Genomic DNA, 1,531 nt, shown 5'->3' on the forward strand with positions numbered 1-1,531 from the left:
GTATCGAAGAAGCACTGGCTGGCCGTGCTGCATTCAACGGTCTGAAAGAAGTGAAAGGCCAGGCGTAATCGCCTGTCCTCTATTGGGCGTTCGCGCCCGATAATACTCACCCGGAAGGGCTTCGGCGCTTCCGGGTTTTTTTATGTCCTTATTCTGCCGCTATTCTCCATCCGGGTGCGGATTTTTCCGGCATGCGTTTGCCTCTTTGGGAGTAATTCATCCCCTCATCAAGAGTAACATTCTAATTTTCAATCAATTATCTATTGATCTCGGGCAATGAGAACGAGTTTTCTTCTTAAAAAGCGTCTCGTATCTTTGTATATTGCGCGCCGATATATAAAAAAATACATATCGATAACCAAAATACAAAACTGAGATAAAGAAAATGACAATGCAGAAACGGAAAACCCGCATTCATTGGCTATTGCCTGCGCTATTGGCCGCGTCGCCTTCCTCCTGGTCCGCTGCGGCTAACGTTAAGCCTGAAGGGGATAAAAAAGAAGATGTGCTGGTGGTAACCGCCAAACCGGCAGAAGATTCGCCAAACCCGGCAGGGGCGGGGATGAGTGTCGATGCCGTCGAGATGGGGCCTCTGGGCAAGCGCGATCGTATCGATACGCCGTACTCCACCACCACGGTGACCTCCGCCATGATCGCCAACCAACAGGCGAAAAACGTCAACGATCTGCTGAAATACAGCGCGTCAGCGCAGATGCAGGCGCGCGGCGGCATTGATGTGGGACGCCCGCAAAGCCGCGGTATGCAAGGGGATGTGCTGGCGAACAGCCGCCTCGATGGGCTTAATATCATTTCTACCACTGCGTTCCCGGTTGAGATGCTGGAGCGGCTCGACGTGATCAACAGCCTGACCGGTGCGCTGTATGGCCCTGCCAGTCCGGCCGGGCAGTTTAATTTCGTGCAAAAAAGACCCACCGCGCAAACCCTGAACCGCTTTACTGCCGGTTACTCCAGCAAAGGCGCGGCTTCCGGTCATGCGGATCTGGGCGGTCATGTCGGCGACAACGATCAGTTTGGCTACCGCATCAACCTGCTGCACGATGAAGGGGAAGGCAGCGTCAGCGACAGCACGCTGCGGCGGCGTTTGGCCAGCGTCGCGCTGGACTGGAATCTCTCTCCAGATACGGTGTTGGAATTTAACGCCAGCGAATACCGCTTTAAGAAAATGGGCTATGCGGGCGGCTTTTCTTACGGCCCCACGGTGCAACTGCCCAGCGCACCGGACGTCACCCGCAAAGGGTACGGGCAATCTTTTGCCGGGTTGGACTTGGTGACGAAAACCGTCAGTTCCCGGGTAAAACACTTCTTTAATAACAACTGGTCTGTCACTGGCGGCGTGGGTTATCAGACGGCCGATCGCGGTATGCGCACGATTTCGAACAAGCTGTCGCCGAATTCAGACGCTATCACTTCAGGGTTTACCCAGCCTTATACCGCAGGGCGCTTCCGGGTGCTCAGCAATACGCTACAGCTTAACGGTCATATCGATACTGCCGGACCTTCTCATGCCGTG

1 protein-coding gene is annotated in these 1,531 nt (G+C 54.5%); it reads left to right on the forward strand.

All coding sequences use genetic code 11. The annotated features are described in order from the left end of the window. Positions 1 to 385: 385 nt before the first annotated feature. Positions 386 to 1,531: TonB-dependent siderophore receptor (locus tag J5224_RS27310; protein WP_413544730.1), on the forward strand; the 1,146-nt coding region annotated here is incomplete at its 3' end.

It is taken from the genome of Candidatus Symbiopectobacterium sp. NZEC135 (assembly GCF_025962695.1).